Source organism: Pseudomonas sp. Leaf48 (genome assembly GCF_001421885.1).
In the GTDB taxonomy this organism is placed as follows: Bacteria; Pseudomonadota; Gammaproteobacteria; order Pseudomonadales; family Pseudomonadaceae; genus Aquipseudomonas.
The window spans coordinates 355,502-374,149 of sequence record NZ_LMLH01000028.1; the positions used below are offsets into that span (position 1 = coordinate 355,502).

General features: G+C 58.0%; 17 protein-coding genes and 1 pseudogene. 8 read left to right on the top strand and 10 right to left on the bottom strand.

What is annotated here, in order from left to right:
* Nucleotides 1-3: 3 nt before the first annotated feature.
* The 5 genes from hutG to mdoH all read left to right on the top strand — a co-directional run bounded on the left by hutG (nt 4) and on the right by mdoH (nt 7,119).
* Nucleotides 4-807: an N-formylglutamate deformylase gene (gene hutG, locus ASE98_RS17520; protein ID WP_060542591.1), complete on the top strand. Its 804-nt coding sequence runs from the start codon at nt 4-6 to the stop codon at nt 805-807.
* 207 nt (nt 808-1,014) lie between these two features.
* Nucleotides 1,015-1,986: a prolyl aminopeptidase gene (gene pip / locus ASE98_RS17525; protein ID WP_060542592.1), complete on the top strand. Its 972-nt coding sequence runs from the start codon at nt 1,015-1,017 to the stop codon at nt 1,984-1,986.
* Nucleotides 1,983-2,420: a D-aminoacyl-tRNA deacylase gene (gene dtd / locus ASE98_RS17530; protein ID WP_060542593.1), complete on the top strand. Its 438-nt coding sequence runs from the start codon at nt 1,983-1,985 to the stop codon at nt 2,418-2,420. The genes pip and dtd overlap by 4 nt, the downstream gene beginning before the upstream one ends.
* 351 nt (nt 2,421-2,771) lie before the next feature.
* Nucleotides 2,772-4,556 carry a glucan biosynthesis protein G gene (locus tag ASE98_RS17535; protein WP_162237403.1) on the top strand — a complete coding sequence of 595 codons (1,785 nt, stop codon included), beginning with the start codon at nt 2,772-2,774 and terminating at the stop codon, nt 4,554-4,556.
* Nucleotides 4,549-7,119, top strand: a complete 2,571-nt coding sequence (gene mdoH / locus ASE98_RS17540) for a glucans biosynthesis glucosyltransferase MdoH (RefSeq protein WP_060542594.1) — start codon at nt 4,549-4,551, stop codon at nt 7,117-7,119. The genes ASE98_RS17535 and mdoH overlap by 8 nt, the downstream gene beginning before the upstream one ends.
* A gap of 90 nt (nt 7,120-7,209) precedes the next feature.
* On the opposite strand, the gene ASE98_RS17545 is transcribed toward mdoH, so the two are convergent.
* Nucleotides 7,210-9,462: a YncE family protein gene (locus tag ASE98_RS17545; protein WP_060542595.1), complete on the bottom strand. Its 2,253-nt coding sequence runs from the start codon at nt 9,460-9,462 to the stop codon at nt 7,210-7,212.
* A gap of 340 nt (nt 9,463-9,802) precedes the next feature.
* Between ASE98_RS17545 and ASE98_RS17550 the strand changes: the two genes are divergently transcribed.
* The 3 genes from ASE98_RS17550 (at nt 9,803) to ASE98_RS17560 (ending at nt 12,418) form a co-directional block, all read left to right on the top strand.
* The gene (locus ASE98_RS17550) at nt 9,803-10,600 is read left to right on the top strand and encodes a transporter substrate-binding domain-containing protein (protein WP_060542934.1); all 798 of its coding nucleotides are present in this window, start codon (nt 9,803-9,805) and stop codon (nt 10,598-10,600) included.
* A 131-nt stretch (nt 10,601-10,731) separates the two neighbouring features.
* Nucleotides 10,732-11,691 carry an amino acid ABC transporter permease gene (locus ASE98_RS17555; RefSeq protein ID WP_060542596.1) on the top strand — a complete coding sequence of 320 codons (960 nt, stop codon included), beginning with the start codon at nt 10,732-10,734 and terminating at the stop codon, nt 11,689-11,691.
* Entirely contained in the window at nt 11,684-12,418 is a 735-nt protein-coding gene (locus ASE98_RS17560) for an amino acid ABC transporter ATP-binding protein (RefSeq protein WP_060542597.1), read from the top strand. Before ASE98_RS17555 ends, ASE98_RS17560 begins: the two co-directional genes overlap by 8 nt.
* A 93-nt stretch (nt 12,419-12,511) precedes the next feature.
* On the opposite strand, the gene ASE98_RS17565 is transcribed toward ASE98_RS17560, so the two are convergent.
* From ASE98_RS17565 to hisI, 9 genes and pseudogenes are all read right to left on the bottom strand, one after another.
* Nucleotides 12,512-13,366, bottom strand: a complete 855-nt coding sequence (locus ASE98_RS17565) for a hypothetical protein (protein ID WP_060542598.1) — start codon at nt 13,364-13,366, stop codon at nt 12,512-12,514.
* 238 nt (nt 13,367-13,604) lie between these two features.
* Nucleotides 13,605-14,477, bottom strand: a complete 873-nt coding sequence (locus tag ASE98_RS27810) for a methyl-accepting chemotaxis protein (protein ID WP_371318066.1) — start codon at nt 14,475-14,477, stop codon at nt 13,605-13,607.
* A pseudogene (locus tag ASE98_RS27815) lies at nt 14,460-15,521 on the bottom strand (methyl-accepting chemotaxis protein); the annotation flags it as partial. The pseudogene ASE98_RS27815 and the gene ASE98_RS27810, both read right to left, overlap by 18 nt.
* Before the next feature lie 80 nt (nt 15,522-15,601).
* Nucleotides 15,602-16,309, bottom strand: a complete 708-nt coding sequence (locus ASE98_RS17575; protein ID WP_060542600.1) for a 16S rRNA (uracil(1498)-N(3))-methyltransferase — start codon at nt 16,307-16,309, stop codon at nt 15,602-15,604.
* A complete protein-coding gene (tatC, locus tag ASE98_RS17580) occupies nt 16,306-17,100 on the bottom strand; it encodes a twin-arginine translocase subunit TatC (RefSeq protein WP_060542601.1) in 795 nt (264 codons plus the stop codon). The genes ASE98_RS17575 and tatC overlap by 4 nt, the downstream gene beginning before the upstream one ends.
* Entirely contained in the window at nt 17,097-17,555 is a 459-nt protein-coding gene (gene tatB, locus ASE98_RS17585) for a Sec-independent protein translocase protein TatB (protein ID WP_060542602.1), read from the bottom strand. Before tatB ends, tatC begins: the two co-directional genes overlap by 4 nt.
* 10 nt (nt 17,556-17,565) lie before the next feature.
* Nucleotides 17,566-17,838: a twin-arginine translocase TatA/TatE family subunit gene (locus tag ASE98_RS17590; RefSeq protein WP_056852243.1), complete on the bottom strand. Its 273-nt coding sequence runs from the start codon at nt 17,836-17,838 to the stop codon at nt 17,566-17,568.
* Between the two features lie 25 nt (nt 17,839-17,863).
* The gene (locus ASE98_RS17595) at nt 17,864-18,196 is read right to left on the bottom strand and encodes a phosphoribosyl-ATP diphosphatase (RefSeq protein WP_046816939.1); all 333 of its coding nucleotides are present in this window, start codon (nt 18,194-18,196) and stop codon (nt 17,864-17,866) included.
* Entirely contained in the window at nt 18,189-18,590 is a 402-nt protein-coding gene (hisI, locus tag ASE98_RS17600; RefSeq protein WP_033045332.1) for a phosphoribosyl-AMP cyclohydrolase, read from the bottom strand. Before hisI ends, ASE98_RS17595 begins: the two co-directional genes overlap by 8 nt.
* Nucleotides 18,591-18,648: the final 58 nt, after the last annotated feature.

Below are 18,648 nucleotides of genomic sequence, written 5' to 3' on the forward strand. Positions count from 1 at the left end.
GTTGTGGATAAGGTTCTGAACTTCAAACAAGGCCGCGTGCCGCTGCTGATCAGCATGCCCCACGCCGGTGTGCGTCTGACCCCGGCGGTGGAAGCCGGATTGATTCCCGACGCGAAAAGCCTGCCGGACACCGATTGGCATATCCCGCAGCTTTACGATTTCGCCGCCGAGCTGGGTGCCAGCACCCTGGCCGCCGAATATTCGCGATTCGTCATTGACCTGAACCGGCCGTCCGACGACAAGCCTTTGTACGTGGGCGCCACCACCGGTCTGTATCCGGCGACGCTGTTCGACGGCATACCGTTGTTCCGCGAGGGGCTGGAGCCTTCGAAAGAAGAGCGCGCGACTTATCTGGAGCAGATCTGGACGCCGTACCACAGTACCTTGCAGAACGAGCTGGCACGGCTGAAGGCAGAGTTCGGCTATGCGCTGTTGTTCGATGCCCACTCCATCCGCTCGATCATCCCGCACCTGTTCGACGGCAAACTGCCGGACTTCAACCTTGGCACCTTCAATGGCGCCAGTTGCGATCCTCAGCTGGCGACCGGGCTGCAAGCCATCTGCGCCCGTCACACGGAGTACAGCCATGTACTGAACGGACGCTTCAAGGGTGGTCATATCACCAGGCATTACGGCAACCCGGCCGAGAATATCCATGCCGTGCAGCTGGAGTTGGGCCAGTGCACTTACATGGAAGAGTTCGAGCCGTTCCGTTACCGACCGGATTTGGCGGAGCCGACGCGGGTGGTCTTGAAAGAGTTGTTGCAAGGGTTGTTGGATTGGGGCGACAAGCGCTACCAGCGTTAAACGTACCCCCTGTAGGAGCGAGCATGCTCGCGATGGACGTCAACGATGACGAGGGCTGCCTGGATGAATGCGGCGCCTTCAGGTTCTTCGCGAGCAGGCTCGCTCCTACATGTGCATGCTCACCGACGTAATTCGGGTTTATGATGCCCAACGGCAGAATAATAGAAGTCCCCCCAGGGATGACCTCGACCCCTTACGGAGTGCGCAATGCAGACTTTGTACCCGCAGATCAAACCCTACGCCCGGCACGATCTGGCCGTCGATGCAACTCACACCCTCTACGTCGACGAAAGCGGTTCACCGGCAGGTTTGCCGGTGGTGTTCATTCACGGCGGCCCCGGCGCCGGTTGTGATGCCCAGAGTCGTTGTTTCTTTGACCCCAACATCTATCGCATCGTCACCTTCGATCAACGCGGTTGCGGTCGCTCCACGCCTCACGCCAGCCTGGAAAACAACACCACCTGGGATCTGGTCGCCGACCTGGAGCGGATTCGCCAGCACCTGGGCATCGACAAGTGGGTGCTGTTCGGCGGTTCGTGGGGTTCGACCCTGGCACTGGCCTACGCGCAAACCCATCCGGAGCGTGTGCACGGCTTGATCCTGCGTGGGATATTTCTCTGCCGTCCACAGGAAATCGAATGGTTCTATCAGGCCGGTGCCAGCCGTCTGTTCCCCGATTACTGGCAGGACTACATCGCGCCAATCCCATTGGACGAGCGTGACGACTTGCTCACCGCCTTCCACAAACGCCTGGTTGGCAACGATCAAATTGCCCAGATGCATGCGGCCAAGGCCTGGTCGACCTGGGAAGGCCGTACCGCGACACTGCGCCCGAACCCGCTGGTGATCGATCGTTTCTCCGAGCCGCAACGTGCATTGTCCATTGCCCGCATCGAATGCCATTACTTCAGCAACAACGCCTTCCTTGAGCCGAACCAGTTGATTCGCGACATGGGCAAGATCGCCCACTTGCCGGGTGTGATCGTGCATGGCCGTTATGACGTGATCTGCCCGTTGGATAATGCCTGGGAATTGCACCAGGCCTGGCCGAACAGCGAGTTGCAAGTCATTCGCGACGCCGGCCATGCCGCCTCCGAACCGGGGATCACTGACGCACTGGTGCGGGCCACCGACCAGATGGCGCGGCGCCTGCTCGACTTGCCGCCCGAAGAAGCATGAAAGGCTTGTTGCAACGCGTGCGCGGCGCGCGCGTCGAGGTAGCAGGTGAGGTGGTGGGTGCCGTCGATCAGGGCTTGCTGGTTCTGGTTGCAGTGGAACCGGGGGACACCCGGGCGAGCGCCGACAAACTTCTGCATAAGCTGCTTAACTATCGGGTGTTCAGTGACGCCGAGGGCAAGATGAATCTGTCCCTGGCGGATGTGGGCGGCGGGCTGCTGCTGGTCTCTCAGTTCACCCTGGCCGCGGACACTAAAAGCGGGCTGCGTCCAAGTTTCTCGACCGCGGCCCCTCCTGCTTTGGGCGAGGAGCTGTTCGACTATCTATTAAGCAAAGCGAAACAGGTGCATGGCACTGTGGCATCAGGTAGATTCGGCGCGGATATGCAGGTGCACCTGGTCAATGATGGCCCGGTCACCTTCCTGTTACAGACCTGAAAGCGCTTGAAACAACTTTTTAAGCTCATTTCCACTGAAAACAGGGGCTTTTCGCGATAAATACTTTGTTACGCCTGATGCGTTGTAACGCGGCCTGCTAGATAATCGCGCGCTACGGGGATCGGCGTTCGTTGGTCCATTTTGACTTAGGTAGAGACTTGTCCGGAACCGTTTGGGGAATCATTTTGCCTCATCGGAGTCGGAACAATGCTCGCCAACTTGGCAAGAGTGGTTTGTGAGGTCGGGTTTTTCAGGCTCGGTAACGCACAGGCCCGTCAACTGGCCGTTGGTTTTTTGATCTGTTTTCGGCGAGGGTTGCTCGTGATTGTTAGTCCCTGTAATGCACCAAGAATGTCTGCCAAACGGTTTCGTAGCGCTCTGGTAGCGGGCTCAGCCCTGCTCTGCCTGCTCAGCGCCGGCCAGCTTTGGGCATTCAGTCTGGATGATGTCTCGGTCAAGGCAAAAGAGCTGGCCGCGCAGAAGTACGAAGTACCGCGCAGTAACCTGCCGAACGAATTCCGCGAAATGAAATTCGCCGACTATCAGAAGATCCGTTTTCTGACGGAAAAAGCAGAATGGGCCGACCAGAAGACGCCATTCAAGCTGTCGTTCTACCACCAGGGTATGCATTTCGATACGCCGGTGAAAATCAATGAAATCACGGCGAACACCGTCGAAGAGATCAAATACGACCCGAGTCGTTTTGATTTCGGCGATTTGCAGTTCGATCCTAAAGCCACCGAGCAACTGGGTTATGCCGGTTTCCGTGTGCTTTACCCGATCAACAAGGCCGACAAACAAGACGAAATCATGACCATGCTCGGCGCGAGTTATTTCCGCGTCGTGGGCAAAGGTCACGTCTATGGCCTGTCCGCTCGGGGCATGGCAATCGACACCGCCTTGCCGTCCGGCGAAGAGTTTCCGCGTTTCCGTGAATTCTGGATTCAACAGCCGAAGCCGGGCGACAAGCACCTGGTGATTTTCGCGCTGCTGGATTCCCCACGGGCCACCGGTGCGTATCGTCTGACCCTGCGTCCGGGCAGCGACACCATTGTCGACGTCAAGGCGCAGATGTTCCTGCGTGACAAGGTCGGCAAACTGGGTATTGCGCCACTGACCAGCATGTTCCTGTTTGGTGCCAACCAGCCGTCGAAAGTCCTCAACTATCGTCGTGAGCTGCACGACTCCAGCGGCCTGGCGATTCACGCCGGCAACGGCGAATGGCTGTGGCGCCCACTGAATAATCCGAAACACCTGGCGGTGAGCAACTTCTCGGTCGAGAACCCGCGTGGTTTCGGTCTGTTGCAACGTGGTCGCGACTTCAGCCACTACGAAGACCTCGACGACCGTTACGACAAGCGCCCAAGCGCCTGGATCGAACCTAAGGGTGACTGGGGCAAAGGTACCGTCGATCTGGTAGAGATTCCGACCGCCGACGAAACCAACGACAACATCGTGGCTTTCTGGAATCCGGAAAAACTGCCAGAGCCAGGTCAACCGCTCGACGTTGCTTACCGTATGCACTGGACCATGGACGAAGCCTCGATTCATGCGCCTGACAGTGCCTGGGTCAAACAGACTCTGCGCTCCACTGGCGACGTCAAGCAGTCCAACCTGATTCGTCAGCCGGACGGCAGCGTTGCCTATCTGGTGGACTTCGAAGGCCCATCCCTGTCGGCATTGCCTGCAGATACGGAAGTTCGCAGCCAGGTGAGCGTTGGCGACAACGCTGAACTGGTGGAAAACAGTGTGCGCTACAACCCTGAAACCAAGGGCTGGCGCCTGACCCTGCGGATGAAGATCAAGGACCCGAGCAAGGCCACCGAGATGCGCGCTGCGCTGGTGCAGAACATCGTACCGGCGGACCTGGCCAAGACCTCGGTTCCAGCGTCCAACTCGTCGGTTGCCAAGGCCGACAAGGTTGCCGCCAAGCAACAGGAGAAAGCGGACAAGGAAGCCAAGCAAGCGGAGGCCAAACAGGCCGAGACCAAGCCGGTTGCTGATGCCAAGGATCAGGCCAAAAAAGACGCCAAGCAGCCTGAAGCTGCCGACGCGGTCCCAGCCACACCGGAATCGGCCCCGACTGAAGAAGTCCTGACCGAGACCTGGAGCTATCAGTTGCCTGCCGATGAGTAATTCTCAAGTACAGCCAGAGACGCTTTCCGAGTATCTGGCGCATCTGCCCATGACCGACGAGCAACGCGCGGAACTCGCGGGTTGCAAGTCCTTCAGCGAGTTGCACGAGCGTTTGTCGTCCTCGATGTTCGACGCTCCGACCGAGGCCGTCCAGGCTTCGGTCGGCAAGCGCCTGACCCTGAGCACCGCCGAAGAGTTGCAGGACGCCGAAATGCTGGCGCTCGACGCCAGCGGTCGCGTTTGCCTGAAGGCGACGCCGCCGATTCGTCGGACCAAGGTTGTGCCGGAGCCGTGGCGCACCAACATTCTGGTGCGCGGTTGGCGCCGGATGACCGGACGGACCAATCCGCCGAAGCCGCCGAAGGATGAGCGCGTACTGCCGGCAGCGCGCTGGCGTACGGTCGGCTCGATCCGTCGTTATATTCTGTTGGTGTTGATGCTGGGCCAGACCATCGTCGCCGGCTGGTACATGAAGGGCATCATGCCGTACCAGGGCTGGTCGTTCGTCGACCTGAACGAAGTGCTGAACCAACCGTTGTTGCAGACTGCGACGCAAGTGCTGCCGTATGCGCTGCAGACCAGCATCCTGATCCTGTTCGGCATCTTGTTCTGCTGGGTATCGGCCGGTTTCTGGACGGCGCTGATGGGCTTCCTCGAATTGCTCACCGGTCACGATAAATACCGTATTTCCGGTAAAAGTGCCGGTAATGAGCCGATTCCCAAGGATGCGCGCACCGCGTTGGTGATGCCGATCTGCAACGAAGACGTGCCTCGGGTATTCGCCGGTCTGCGCGCAACGTTCGAGTCGGTTGCGGCCACGGGTGATCTGGATCGCTTTGACTTCTTCGTCCTCAGCGACAGTAACGACGCCGATATCTGTGTCGCCGAACAGCAGGCCTGGCTGGACGTCTGCCGCGAAGCCAAGGGCTTTGGCAAGATTTTCTATCGCCGCCGCCGTCGCCGCGTGAAGCGTAAAAGCGGCAACCTGGACGACTTCTGCCGTCGCTGGGGCGGTGACTACAAGTACATGGTCGTGCTCGATGCCGACTCGGTGATGAGCGGCGAGTGCCTGACCAGTCTGGTGCGCCTGATGGAAGCCACGCCGGACGCCGGGATTATCCAGACCGCGCCACGTGCGTCGGGCATGGATACCCTTTATGCGCGCATGCAGCAGTTTGCTACCCGCGTGTACGGTCCGCTGTTCACCGCCGGTCTGCACTTCTGGCAGTTGGGCGAATCCCACTACTGGGGTCACAACGCGATCATCCGCATGAAGCCGTTCATCGAGCACTGCGCCCTGGCGCCGTTGCCCGGTAAAGGCGCGTTTGCCGGTGCGATTCTGTCCCACGACTTCGTCGAAGCCGCGCTGATGCGTCGTGCCGGCTGGGGCGTGTGGATTGCCTACGACTTGCCAGGCAGCTACGAAGAGCTACCGCCAAACCTGCTCGACGAACTCAAGCGTGACCGTCGCTGGTGCCACGGTAACCTGATGAACTTCCGGCTGTTCCTGGTAAAAGGCATGCACCCGGTACACCGGGCGGTGTTCCTGACCGGCGTGATGTCCTACCTGTCGGCGCCGTTGTGGTTCTTCTTCCTCGTGCTGTCGACGGCGCTGCTGGCGGTCAACACGCTGATGGAGCCGCAGTACTTCCTTGAACCGCGCCAGCTTTATCCGCTGTGGCCACAATGGCACCCGGACAAGGCCATCGCGCTGTTCTCGACCACCATCGTGCTGTTGTTCTTGCCGAAGCTGTTGAGCATCATCCTGATCTGGGCCAAGGGCGCGAAAGAGTTCGGCGGCAAGTTCAAGGTGACCCTGTCGATGCTCCTGGAGATGTTGTTCTCCATGTTGCTGGCGCCGGTGCGGATGATTTTCCACACCCGTTTCGTTCTCGCCGCGTTCCTCGGCTGGGCCGCGACCTGGAACTCGCCGCAACGTGACGACGACTCCACGCCATGGAGCGAGGCGGTCAAGCGCCACGGTCCGCAAACCTTGCTGGGCTTCTTCTGGGCCTTGCTGGTGATCTGGCTGAACCCGAGCTTCCTGTGGTGGCTGGTGCCGATCGTCGGTTCGTTGATGCTGTCGATTCCGGTGTCGGTGATTTCCAGCCGCGTTGGCCTGGGCCTGAAGTCCCGTGACGAGAGCCTGTTCCTGATCCCTGAGGAATACAATCCGCCACAGGCGTTGCTGGCAACCGACCAGTACACCCATGAAAACCGCTGGCATGCGCTGAACGACGGCTTCGTTCGTTCGGTGGTCGATCCGCAGCAGAACGCCCTGGCGTGCTCACTGGCGACTTCCCGTCACGGGCAAGCCGAGCCGATCGAATGGCTGCGGGTAGAACGGGTGCGGCACGCCATGAAGGTCGGGCCTGATGGGCTGAGCAACAATGAGCGTGTGCAGCTGCTGAGCGACCCGGTGGCATTGGCTCGCTTGCACGAGCAAGTGTGGAGCGAAGGTCACCCCGAGTGGCTGGCTGCGTGGCGCAAGTCGGTGAAAGCCGATCCCCATGCGCCGCTGCTGCCGCTCAAGCCGCTGAGTGCGCAGCCTCAGTTGGCATGATAAAAAACCCCGCTAAGTTAGCGGGGTTTTTTTTGGTGCCTGGAACTAACTACTCTAGTGGTTCACAATAGATGTCCATTGTTGCTGCTGTTAAAGGGCAACTACTACGACTGTGTTGCTATTTTCTTGGGAGATGTAGGCCTTCGAGCCGTCAGGAGTAATGGCTATAAAAGCCCCCCCGCCCACCCAGATTTCTTGGATGATTTCATGCGTGTTTGTGTTGATAATTAATAAAAAATTACCTGAAACGACGTACGCTAGTGGCATGCTTGGGTGTGTTGCAATACTGCGAACGCTATCACGAGTGATCAGGTCGCCGATGACCGTATTGGTCGCGGTATCGATAACTACTAATTTGCTCCCGCCACAGTACAAGTATGGGCTGTGGGCGTTGGTTTGGGTCAAGGCAATTGTTTGGCTGGCGCTTGCCGGAATTCTCTCTATTATTTGCAAATCATTAGCGTCAAGAACCAATACGTCTTCTGATGATGGGTGCACTGAATAAAGGCAAGTATTACGGGGGCATAATGCCAGGGCGAAAGAGTCGATGTCGTTCACGGCTAACTGATCTCCAGAAAGAGCGCGGGATCGTCTAACGGATCTATTATTAGCACTATATGCATTTTCACCATCTGTACTTATTTTCATGTCGGAGGTGCCCCAAATACCATCTAAGTTATGAGTCATCTCATAGGTATTTGTGTTGTAGACATATATGTATGCGTCTGCGTTATCACAATCGAAGACGTACTTCCCGCCGGGATGAACAGCGATGGTTGTAGCCTTCCCGCGAGTTCGGGGTATAGTGTGTATTACGGTGTTGCTTTCAGTGCCAATGACAGAGACGCTTTGGCTTCCACTGTTTGCTACAAAGACTTTCTTTCCGTCAATGCTAACTCCAACTTGTGTTGGGGCAGTACCAACAGCAATGGTAGCGATGACTTTAGGCTCTCTTGCTATGTGATATTCGCGAACTACAAAAGGGACGGCAGAACTTATCTCGCCCGTTGCATTCAGCGAGACCAGGGCAATCACTTTAACTACTTCGTCATGGGGCAGCGTATTCAGGTAGTCTGCCGGAATCAATTGTTCGATCCGCTTGGCATCAAACTCCAATTGACTCACGGGGACCCCGTCGCGCAGCGTATATTTTCCCTGGTTTCCTTCCAGGAAAATCCAGACTGCCAGGCCTGTTCGCATAAATGGAAACTCGGAGATCTGAACGGCGTGGCTGTCGCGCGGATCGAGCTTACCGTCTACAGCTCCGGGCACTTTCACCAAATCCATAGCCGAAGGCAGCAGAGGTAGCACCTTCACTTGCAGAGCATCCGACAATTTGCTTCTGCTACCACGCGTGTACTTGTAGCTTGCCGTGAAGTTTTGACCCAAGTTGGCCGCGATGACGTTGATATCCAAATAGAAATCAACCAAGCGCTTAACGGCATCACCATATTTTGGCGGGATCACTGGTGTTCCGGCGTCGGGCGTACCCTTAACGTACGGCTCGATCTCGTCGGTGCCGAGCATGTCGGGGTTGCGTACACGGAGCGTGAAAGTTCCCAATTCCAGGACTTTCATGGGGTCAATCGTGGCCGTGGCGGGATTGTCCAGGGTCGCTTCCAGTATCTCCGGCACGGGTAATTCCAGTGCCGAGCCGACCCACATCTCCACGACATCGGAGCAGCGGGAGCTCTGCCCATCCACCAGCGTGTAGTAGATTTTTACAGGGCCATTCAGGTTCGCCAGGACAATCGCGCGATCAACGGTGAAATACAGGTCCTTGCCCTCCCAGATAAACTCAATCGGAAACTCCTTGGTGAAACTGCCTCCCGCTGCACCGCCTTCGAAATGCAGCCAAACAGAACGCCCGGCGATAAAGTCGGGGTGTGTCCGGGCGATGATCGTCGCATCAAACAGCGATTGCTTCGGGTCAAACACGAATTCCGGTGCCGGAGCTTCCACGATATCGACGCGCGGTAATTTTTCCGTGACGACATTGAGGTGCAGTGTTTCAGAGGGTAAATGCGTCCCTTGCTGGGTGATGATCTCGTAGGTAATTTTGAGGATTTTCAGGTTCTCGATATCGATGTCGCGCTCGTTGATCAAGCGAAAAATGATAGGGCCATTGCCTGTGGGCCTTGGAGGAAGGGTCCAGTGATACGGCATGCCGTCCTCACGGATACCATTCAATATGAGGAGGATGGCGTCAAGAGGGTTACCCTGGTGCGGCTCGATATTCACGGTGATCAGTGCCGATTTTTTCGGCAATTCGCCATTTGGGGCTTCAGTGACGGTGGCGGCCGGCAAGAGGGAAGTGGCTATATTGGGGGAGGTAGTAGACACGTTGAACTCCTTGTCAGTATTGGAATGAGGCCCTTGAGAGATGAGAATCCGACAGGGGCGCCTACCCAAGTAAATTCTTAAAAGCGCTAGCTGTGTAGCTGTCATAAATGACAGTTGCGACCAGTGGCTGCGACCCGATGCATAGGTCAGTACAGTTACCTTCATGGAATAACGGGCTTTTTTTGCCTGAACGTCGCCAAGCTCTTGTGCAAATGAACGAGTGCGTTAGCATCCATCCCCGAATTGGTGCGCCCGGATAATTTTTCTCCGTATTGGTGTGTTTCCTTACGGAAGCCACCATTTGCGCGCCTCATATCGCAATGGTTTTGGGGACTTGAAGATGAAGAAGTATCTGTCGATGCTGCTGGTCGGCGTCACGGCATTGGTTGCAGTCAGCGCGGCGCAGGCCGGTGCCATTGATGATGCGGTCAAGCGCGGCACCTTGAAGGTCGGCATGGACCCGACCTACATGCCGTTCGAGATGACCAACAAGCGCGGCGAGATCATCGGTTTCGAAGTCGACATCCTCAAAGCGATGACCAAGGCCATGGGTGTCAAGCTGGAGCTGGTGTCTACCGGTTACGACGGCATCATCCCGGCCCTGCTCACCGACAAGTTCGACATGATCGGCAGCGGCATGACCCTGACTCAGGAGCGCAACCTGCGCCTGAATTTCAGCGAACCGTTCATCGTGGTCGGCCAAACCTTGCTGATCCGCAAGGAGCTGGAAGGCACCATCAAGTCCTACAAAGACCTGAACACTGCCGACTACCGCATCACCTCCAAGCTTGGCACCACCGGTGAGATGGTCGCGAAGAAGCTGATCTCCAAAGCCAAATACCACGGCTATGACAATGAGCAGGAAGCGGTGCTCGACGTGGTCAATGGCAAGGCCGATGCCTTTATCTACGACGCGCCTTACAACGTTGTGGCTGTGAACAAGGTCGGCAACGGCAAGCTGGTATTCCTCGACAAGCCGTTCACCTACGAGCCCCTGGCGTTCGGCCTGAAGAAGGGTGACTACGACAGCATCAACTTCATCAACAACTTCCTGCACCAGATCCACGAAGACGGCACCTACGATCGCATCCATGACAAGTGGTTCAAAGACACCGCTTGGCAGAAGGACATGGAGTAAGGCTCGGTCAGATAGACCGCGTCGCGCCGAATCGCCAGCAGGCTGGCTCTCACAATGAAATGCATTCCCCTGTGGGAGCCAGCCTGCTGGCGATGACGGCCTCCAAGGCAACACAAATTCCGGAACCTGCAATGAAACAGAAAAAAGCCCAATGGCCCTGGCACGCCCTGACCGTGCTGGTGCTGATCGGTCTGGCCGGCGCGTTGTATTACGCCACCTCGCTGATGTCCTACGAATGGCGCTGGAACCGCGTACCGCAGTACTTCGCCTACCACGCCGAAGAATCCCAACGCGCCGCCGACATCTCCACCGTCAGCGAACTGGTGCGTAAAGGCGACAAGGCGCAAGTGACCCTGCGTAACGATGCAGGCGATGAACAACACCTGACCGTCGACGAAAACAGCCTGCAAGTCGCCCAGGGCGATGATGTGGCCGAAGGTGACGTGGTCGGCGTAACCCGCCATTGGGCCGCAGGACCGCTGATGTGGGGCCTCTGGACCACCTTGTGGCTATCGGTGGTCTCTGGTGTGCTAGGTCTGCTGATCGGCCTCGCCACCGGCTTGTGCCGCCTGTCGAACAACCCGACCTTGCGCGACCTCTCGACCATTTACGTCGAACTGGTGCGTGGCACGCCGCTGCTGGTACAGATCTTCATTTTCTACTTCTTCATCGGCACGGTGATGAACCTGTCCCGGGAGTTCGCCGGGATCGCTGCGCTGTCGCTGTTTACAGGTGCTTACGTAGCGGAAATCATCCGCTCGGGCGTGCAGTCGATCGCCCGTGGTCAGAATGAAGCTGCACGGTCCCTGGGCCTGAGTGCGGGTCAGTCGATGCGCCATGTGGTGCTGCCGCAAGCGTTCAAGCGCGTGTTGCCACCGCTGGCTGGGCAGTTCATCAGCCTGGTCAAGGACACCTCGCTGGTGTCGGTGATCGCGATTACCGAACTGCTCAAAAGCGGTCGTGAAGTCATTACCACGTCGTTCTCGCCGTTCGAAATCCTGTTCTGTGTCGCCGGCCTGTACCTGTTGATCAACCTGCCGCTGTCGAAAATCGCCAGCCGGCTTGAGCGGAGGCTCGCGCAAAGTGATTGAAGTCCGCGATCTGGTAAAAGTCTACGACACCCGTGGTCAGGTGGTGCGTGCGGTGGATAACGTCAGCACCACGGTGGCCAAGGGCGAAGTACTGGTGGTGATCGGCCCGTCCGGTTCCGGCAAGTCGACCTTTCTGCGCTGCCTCAATGGCCTGGAAGAGTTCGATTCGGGCTCGGTAAGCATCGATGGTCTGCAACTGGCTGACCCGAAAACCGATGTAAACGCGTATCGCCGCGAAGTCGGCATGGTGTTCCAGCACTTCAACCTGTTCCCGCACATGACCGTACTGGAAAACCTCTGCCTGGCGCAGAAAGTCGTGCGCAAACGCGGCAAAAAGGAGCGTGAAGCCAAGGCCTTGGCGCTGTTGGAAAAGGTCGGCATTGCGCAGAAGGCCAACGAGTTTCCGTCACGGCTGTCCGGCGGTCAGCAACAGCGCGTGGCGATCGCCCGGGCGCTGGCGATGGAACCGAAGGTGATGCTGTTCGATGAGCCGACCTCGGCGTTGGACCCGGAAATGGTCGGCGAAGTGCTGGATGTGATGAAGAACCTGGCCGTGGAAGGCATGACCATGGTGTGCGTCACCCACGAAATGGGTTTTGCCCGGGAAGTAGCCGATCGTGTGCTGTTCTTCGATCATGGCAAGTTGCTGGAAGATGCATCGCCAGCGCAGTTTTTCGATGCCCCGAAAGATCCGCGGGCTCAGGCATTTTTGCGCCAGGTTCTATAGCGCAAGCGCCTGTAGCCAGGTTTTTCAGCACGTCGCTTTGCCGTGAGCAGGCTCGGCGACGTGCGGGCGGATGCTGATATCAGCCGATATCAATTAGCTGCGCGCGCCTCTGGCCTTGTTAAGCTCAATGCATTTTTCGACGATGCCTGTGTCTTGAATGAAGTCTGCATTGATGATGTTGAAAACGCTATGTTGCGGATGGAACACGTCTGTCCAGACTTTCTCGCCTCGCCTCAGGCGCATTGGGCCTCCGGTGTTATAAATGGTCGCTGACAGTGAGCTGAATGTACTGCTGGAAACTCTTGCCCTGGCTCTGTTGATGAAACTTTCAAGTTGTGCTCGAGTTGTCTGATCGCCTTCCCATATGTGCTGGATGGTATTCCAGTAGGCGCCGCCTTCCCAGCAAATGATTACATTGCGATTAGGGTGGCTCTTCTTGATTTCGGCCAAAGTCAGGTTTCTTGCGGTGGGTGGGATCAGTAAATGATTCAGTTGGCTTAACTTGTTTCGAAAGCGTCCAATGCTGTCATTCAGATTTCTGCCACGGTCAAACTTGTGAATGTCCAGTATTATCAGCTCGCCACGATTTGACTCCGCGAACCTTTTGACCTCCGCAAGGCATTGGTCGAAATTTCTTCCAGGTAAACCATGTACACACTTGAACTCCTCGATGAATTTGTATCGAGGGACCTTCGAGCCACCAACATCTTTTCTGTAACTGTAGTCGGTAACGCGCAAATCGAGGACACGGGCACCCTGGTTCAACTGGGTGCCGAAAAAATAGTCCTGGCATGCCATCCAATTGCCGAAAACAGGATCCAGTGAGCCTTTATCCACACCGGAATTATGGGCAGAGGGTAGAGCGAGCTGGTGCACGCGCAGGTTCTTGATATGTTCATAGATGCCCGTCATCCAGGCATTGCCAAGTGTAAAGTTTGTTACGTTCATGATGTTCACTCCTTGTGATTAGCCAACAACAAGCATGTCTATGCGTAATAATCGCGTCTGCGCTATTAACATAGTGCTTTGCTGTGGTTCCTTTGATTGAGGAGTGAACTTAGCATGCCGGGTTTTTGGTTTGTGTTCGGCGCCTTTGTATTCAGTTTTTCTACAGTCGTAAGTTAGTGTTTTTATATTGTTGAGTGAGGGAGGGCTTGTCCGCGTTGGGCAAGCCCTCTTTAAATATTCAAACTTTAAAGCGCCCCACCAACATTTGCAGATGTGTACCCAATCGCGCCAGCTCAACACTGGACGCTGCCGTCTCTTCACTCGCCGCCGACGTTTGGTCCGACACATCCCGTACGTTCAACACGCTTCGGTTGATTTCCTCGGCCACGGCGCTTTGCTGCTCGGCCGCCGCTGCAATCTGTTGGTTCATCGCCTGAATGGTCGATACGGTACGGGTAATGCTTTCCAGTGAAGTACCGGCACGGCGGGTCAGTTCGACGCTGCTGTCGGTCAGGTTGCGGCTGTTGTCCATGATGGTCGCCACTTGCTGGGTGCCGTTTTGCAGGCCGACGATCAGTTCTTCGATCTCTTCGGTGGACTTCTGGGTACGCTGGGCCAGACTGCGGACTTCGTCGGCGACCACGGCAAAACCGCGCCCGGCCTCACCGGCACGGGCCGCTTCAATCGCCGCGTTGAGTGCCAGCAGGTTGGTTTGCTGGGCCACGGATTTGATCACGTCCAATACGCTGCCGATCTTGTCACTCTCGCGCTTGAGCTCACCCATGGCTTCGGTGGAGTTACCGACTTCCCTGGCCAGGCGCTCGATCTGGGCGATCGCTTCGCCGACCACCTTGTCGCCTTCGCGGGCCTGCTGGTCGGCGGCGACCGCCGCTTCGGATGCTTCCTCGGCGTTGCGTGCGACTTCCTGCACGGTGGCAGCCATTTCGTTCATGGCGGTGGCGACCTGATCGGTCTCGACTCTCTGACTGTTAACCCCGGCGCTGGTCTGCTCGGTGACGGCGGACAACTCCTCGGCAGCGCTGGCGATCTGGGTAACGCCATCACTGATCCCACCGATCAGTTCGCGCAGGCCCCGGGTCATGCCTTGCATGGCGCGTTGCAGTTGACCAAGTTCATCGCGGCGCAGGGACACAAGGTTTTGCGTCAGGTCACCGGCGGCCACGCGCTCGGCCACTGCCAGGGTCTGGTTCAGGGGGATGACGATTTGCCGGGTAATTGCCCATGCCGCCAGCAAGCCGAAGGCAATCGCCAGCGCGGTAACCAGGGTCAGCATGTTCTTGGCGTGAGCGGCATCGGTGTCGCGGACAACGGTTTGCGAAACGGTGAGTTTCTTGCTCAGGTCCAGCAGGATGTCGCCTTGGGCGGCCATGCGCTCCAGTGATTGGGTCGTGGCCATCTGGGAATCACTGAACTGGCTGACAGCGGCGCGATAGGCCTTGAGGGCGTCGGTGGCCTGTTGCAGGTTGGCCAGGTGCTCTTCGGGCAATGTGGCTGGAAGGCTCTCGAGGTTTTTCAGGGCATTGTCGATGCCGTCCAGGGCGGGCTGTGCAGCTTCGCTCTTGCCGCTGTAGGTGTAGCCGCGTACCTGGAAGCGTGCCTGCTGGATCAGCTTGCTGAGGTTGATCACGCTGTTGAAGGCGCTCACGCTGTCGCCTTGCAGCATGGATTTTTCCACTTCGGCGACACGGGCCACTGCGGTGTCGGCAGTGGCGCCGAGTTTGCTGCGGGCGTCCTCGCGCTGGGCGCCTGCCCGGGTCATGTCGCTGAACGCGCGGCGGTACTCGGCGACAGCGGCCAGTTGTTGATCCACCATGGCGGCGTCAGCTGGTTGCTCAATCAGGCTGCGCGCGGTATGCAGGCCGGTTTCGAGCTTGCCTAACAGGTCGTTGACGGCTGCGGGGCCTTGCTCGCCGCGACGCATTTCATAGTCCATGCGCGCCAGGCGCAGATCCTTGGTCAGCTCGTTGACAGTGGCGATGAAACCTAGCTTGTCGCCACGGCTGATCACGCCGCTCAGGCCGGACCAGCCGGTGAAGGTGATCAGCAGTGTCAGCAATAACAGCAGGCCAAAACCGATTCCCAGTTTGCGTTTGACACGTATGTGCCCAAGATTCTCGGCTAGCCAACTGTACATGCTACTTCTCCCCTGACCGCAAATTGGTTTTGTGGGGGGTATATCGGCGGCGCGCAGATATTCTGTAGGGCTGTGTGAATTTAGAAGAGGCGGGCCAATAGCGCGGTTACGGCGGTTTCGACGCGAAGGATACGCTCGCCCAACTGCACCGGTTGCAGGCCGGACTTGCCCAGCAAATCGATTTCATAGGGGATCCAGCCGCCCTCGGGGCCGATCGCCAGGGTCACCGGCTCGTTCAGCGCACGAGGGCAGGGCGGATAGTTGCCCGGGTGCCCGACCAGGCCCAGGGTGCCTTCGCTAATCGCCGGCAGGCGGTCTTCGACAAACGGCTTGAAGCGCTTCTCGATAACAACCTGTGGCAGTACGCTGTCCCGGGCTTGTTCAAGGCCGAGGATCAATTGCTCGCGAATCGCTTCAGGCTCAAGGAACGGTGTCTGCCAGAAGCTCTTCTCGACGCGATAGCTGTTGACCAGCACGATGCGTGGCACTCCCATGGCGGCCACGGTCTGAAACACCCTGCGCAGCATCTTGGGTCGTGGCAGGGCCAGTACCAGGGTCAGCGGCAGCTTGGCCGGCGGCGATTGGTCGAGTGTGACGCGCAACTCCGCTTCAGCTGCGTCCAGGCGCAACACCTCGGCCGATCCCATCAGCCCGCCGATCCGCCCGACACGCATGCTGTCGCCGACTTCGCAGCGATGTACTTGCTGCATGTGAGTCAAACGACGGTCGCGCAGGACCACCCGGTCAGCCGCGATAAAGTCGGCCTCCTCGAGGAGCAGCAGGTTCACGCTTGAGTCGCTGGCGGCTGGTCGTTGTGATCGTCAGCCGGTTGGTCGTCCGGATGTTCGCCGCGCTTGCTGATCAGGCTGCCGAACAGGATGCCAACCTCGAACAGCATCCACATCGGCACGGCCAGCAGTGTCTGCGAGAAGATGTCCGGCGGCGTCAGGATCATGCCGACCACGAAGCAGCCGATGATCACGTACGGGCGGATTTTCTTCAGGTATTTGACGTCGACCACGCCTATCCACACCAGCAGCACCACGGCCACCGGAATCTCGAACGCCACGCCGAAGGCGAAGAACAGCGTCATGACGAAATCCAGGTAGCTGCTGATGTCGGTCATCATTTCAACCCCGGCCGGGGTGGCGGCGGCGAAGAATTTGAAAATCAGCGGGAACACCAGGTAATAGGCGAACGCCATGCCAGCGTAGAACAGCAAAATGCTCGAAACCAGCAGGGGCACGGCGATGCGCTTTTCATGCTTGTACAGGCCCGGGGCGATGAAGCCCCAGATCTGATGCAGGATCACCGGGATGGCCAGGAACAGCGAGACCATCATGGTCAGCTTCAGCGGCGTCAGGAACGGCGACGACACGTCGGTGGCGATCATCGTCGCGCCGACCGGCAGGTACTCGCGCAGCGGCGTGGAGACGAAGGTGTAGATCTGCTGGGTGAAAGCGAACAGCCCGGCGAAGATGATGAAGATCGCCGCTACACAACGCAGCAGGCGGGTACGCAGCTCGGTGAGGTGCGAAACCAGCGGCATGTGCTGGTCATTTTCAGGAAGGTCGCTCATGGGGCTCGCGGCGGCAAAGTGGTGTCGTTAGGCGCTGCCGTGGTCGGCGTGGTCGGCGCGGCGGCTGGAGCAACAGGTTCTTCCGGGGTCGCCACAACGACTGGCGCAGCTTCAGTTGTGGCGACAGCGGGCGCCGGCGCAGGTGTTGGCGCGGCGGCAGTGTGAATCGTCTGCGTTCCAACGTGTTCGACCGGCGTCGGCTCCTGCTGGGTCGGCGTGAAGATCTTCCGCGCCTCCTGCTCAAGCGACAGGATGTGTTCGTTGTGCAGTTGCCGACGAATTTCGTCGGCACCGATCTCACGTTCAACTTCCTGTTTGATCGCATTGAAGCTGCGCTTCAGTCGCCCGACCCACAGGCCTGCGGTGCGCGCAGCGCCCGGCAGACGCTCGGGGCCCAGCACCAGCAGGGCCACGAGGCCGACAAGCAGCAATTCAGAGAAGCTGATACCAAACATTAGTCAGTGCTCACACGTCTTTGCGGATCGGCTCTTCGACTTTCTGTGCCTGCACGTCGATGGTGTGCGGCTGGTTTACAGAGGCCTGTGGCTGAACCGGTGGAACCGGTTGGGCTGGGGTCGCGGTCGGATCGGCCGGTTTTTCGTCATCGTTCATGGCTTTGCGGAAGCCCTTGATCGATTCACCGACGTCGGTGCCAAGGTTTTTCAGTTTCTTGGTACCGAATACCAGTACCACGACAACCAGGATGACGACCCAGTGTTTCCAGTCAAAAATGCCCATGCTGCTGCTCCTCTCTAATCGTTATTCAGGCGGACGGGCGCGAGGCTTTCTCGGCGTGTCCGGACAGACCGAAACGACGGTCCAGTTCATCGAGTACAGCCTGTGGATGCTGCCCCAGTTGGGCGAGCATGACCATGCTGTGGAACCATAAGTCGGCAGTCTCGTAGATTACATCGCTGCAGTCACCGCTGACGGCGGCATCCTTGGCTGCAATGATGGTTTCGACCGACTCTTCGCCGACTTTTTCCAGAATCTTGTTCAAGCCCTTGTGGTACAGGCTGGCGACATATGAGCTGTCGGCGGCGGCGCCTTTGCGCTCTTCCAGCACTTGGGCCAGACGGGTCAGCGTGTCACTCATGTTTGTGTCCTGCGCAATAGATGGCGTGCGGATCTTTCAGGACCGGGTCGACAGTCGTCCAGTCGCCGTTTTCGAAAACGCGATAGAAGCAGCTCTGGCGACCGGTATGACAGGCAATGTCACCGATCTGCTCGACCATCAGGATAATCACGTCGGCATCACAGTCCAGGCGCATCTCGTGCAGGGTCTGCACGTGGCCGGACTCTTCACCCTTGCGCCACAGTTTGCCACGCGAGCGTGACCAGTAAATGGCACGGTTCTCGGCTGCGGTCAGTTCCAGTGCTTCACGGTTCATCCAGGCCATCATCAGGACGCGCCCGGTCTTGTGATCCTGGGCAATCGCCGGCACCAGGCCATCTGCGTCCCACTTGATCTCGTCCAGCCAGTTTTTCATTTTCGACTCCGACAGCGAACCCGACATTTCATGAGTCAGGCTCAACGTTGAAACAGTG

Coding starts and splice junctions, on each gene's coding strand:
- tatB (WP_060542602.1), bottom strand. CDS start 17,555: ATGTTTGGTATCAGCTTCTCTGAATTGCTGCTTGTCGGCCTCGTGGCC.
- ASE98_RS17590 (WP_056852243.1), bottom strand. CDS start 17,838: ATGGGCATTTTTGACTGGAAACACTGGGTCGTCATCCTGGTTGTCGTG.
- hisI (WP_033045332.1), bottom strand. CDS start 18,590: ATGAAAAACTGGCTGGACGAGATCAAGTGGGACGCAGATGGCCTGGTG.
- mdoH (WP_060542594.1), top strand. CDS start 4,549: ATGAGTAATTCTCAAGTACAGCCAGAGACGCTTTCCGAGTATCTGGCG.
- pip (WP_060542592.1), top strand. CDS start 1,015: ATGCAGACTTTGTACCCGCAGATCAAACCCTACGCCCGGCACGATCTG.
- ASE98_RS27810 (WP_371318066.1), bottom strand. CDS start 14,477: ATGCAAGGCATGACCCGGGGCCTGCGCGAACTGATCGGTGGGATCAGT.
- dtd (WP_060542593.1), top strand. CDS start 1,983: ATGAAAGGCTTGTTGCAACGCGTGCGCGGCGCGCGCGTCGAGGTAGCA.
- ASE98_RS17535 (WP_162237403.1), top strand. CDS start 2,772: ATGTCTGCCAAACGGTTTCGTAGCGCTCTGGTAGCGGGCTCAGCCCTG.
- ASE98_RS17595 (WP_046816939.1), bottom strand. CDS start 18,196: ATGAGTGACACGCTGACCCGTCTGGCCCAAGTGCTGGAAGAGCGCAAA.
- ASE98_RS17565 (WP_060542598.1), bottom strand. CDS start 13,366: ATGAACGTAACAAACTTTACACTTGGCAATGCCTGGATGACGGGCATC.
- ASE98_RS17555 (WP_060542596.1), top strand. CDS start 10,732: ATGAAACAGAAAAAAGCCCAATGGCCCTGGCACGCCCTGACCGTGCTG.
- tatC (WP_060542601.1), bottom strand. CDS start 17,100: ATGAGCGACCTTCCTGAAAATGACCAGCACATGCCGCTGGTTTCGCAC.
- ASE98_RS17550 (WP_060542934.1), top strand. CDS start 9,803: ATGAAGAAGTATCTGTCGATGCTGCTGGTCGGCGTCACGGCATTGGTT.